Genomic DNA, 234 nt, shown 5'->3' on the forward strand with positions numbered 1-234 from the left:
GATGTCAGGGATATACTTCACCGCCGCCTGCCCGAAATTGCACAATGCCACTGCTGCACCGCTACGAACAGATGAGTCAACCTTTTCATCCTTGAGGATGTTGGCGATGTCAGGAATATACTTCGACGCCGCATGCCCCAAATTGCCTAATGCCCATGCCGCAGTGCAACGAACATATAAGTATTCCTTTTCATCGTTGAGGATATTGGCGGATTTATGGGAAATCTACTACGG

The 234-nt window shown here is 48.7% G+C and carries 1 protein-coding gene; it reads right to left on the reverse strand.

The window, feature by feature from the left end; translation table 11 throughout:
• A partial coding sequence (locus Q0541_RS28595) for a HEAT repeat domain-containing protein (RefSeq protein WP_366941937.1) occupies positions 1-225 on the reverse strand: 225 nt, incomplete at its 3' end.
• Between the last annotated feature and the right edge of the window lie 9 nt (positions 226-234).

Source organism: uncultured Nostoc sp., from assembly GCF_937863485.1.
Taxonomy (GTDB): Bacteria; Cyanobacteriota; Cyanobacteriia; order Cyanobacteriales; family Nostocaceae; genus Nostoc.